Origin of the sequence: Pseudomonas sp. 30_B (assembly GCF_017491605.1) — a bacterium.
In the GTDB taxonomy this organism is placed as follows: domain Bacteria; phylum Pseudomonadota; class Gammaproteobacteria; order Pseudomonadales; family Pseudomonadaceae; genus Pseudomonas.
Genome location: NZ_JAFGYY010000099.1, coordinates 1 through 622, shown reverse-complemented (window position 1 = coordinate 622; position 622 = coordinate 1). Strand labels below are relative to the sequence as shown.

At 56.1% G+C, this 622-nt stretch carries 1 protein-coding gene and 1 pseudogene; one reads left to right on the top strand and one right to left on the bottom strand.

The features are described from left to right. The coding region (locus J5M67_RS27400; RefSeq protein ID WP_207888539.1) for a transposase at positions 1 to 419 on the top strand (419 nt) is incomplete at its 5' end. Between the two features lie 30 nt (positions 420 to 449). On the opposite strand, the pseudogene J5M67_RS27395 reads toward J5M67_RS27400, so the two are convergent. Then, positions 450 to 622 (bottom strand): annotated as a pseudogene (locus tag J5M67_RS27395) (phosphopantetheine adenylyltransferase); the annotation flags it as partial.

Sequence of the window (622 nt, the reverse complement as noted above, 5' to 3'; positions counted from 1 at the left end):
GTTATTCGGAGGTTGGGCGGGTTTATTTGCTGACGGCGGTGGTTGAAGAGCGTCGGCCGGTTTTTACCGACTGGAGAATCGGACGATTGTTGGTTGCACAGATGCGCGCGGCAGATGAGGCAGGATTGGTTGAATCTTTGGCTTGGGTGATCATGCCGGACCCTCTGCATTGGCTGGTCGAGTTGAAACGAGGGTCTTTGGCGCAATTGATGTGTCGTGTAAAGGCAAGAAGTTGCCGGTCAATCAATTTGATGTCCGGTAGACAGGGCGGCCTATGGCAACGTGGATATCACGACAGGGCCTTGCGTCGCGATGAAGATTTGAAGGCGGCTGCCCGATATATCGTCATGAATCCATTGCGGGCTGGTCTGGTGCAGCGATTGGGTGATTACCCTTTGTGGGACGCAATCTGGCTCTGAAGAGCAAAAGATCGCAGCCTGCGGCAGCTCCTACTTTTTAAAACGCAGGGTCAGGGCATCGGCCACGGCCGGGTGCACGAACTTGCTGATATCGCCGCCCAGCGCCGCGATTTCCCGCACCAGGGTCGAGGAGATGAACGAATAACGCTCGGACGGGGTGAGAAACAGGCTCTCTACGTCCGGGGCCAGTTGACGGTTCATGT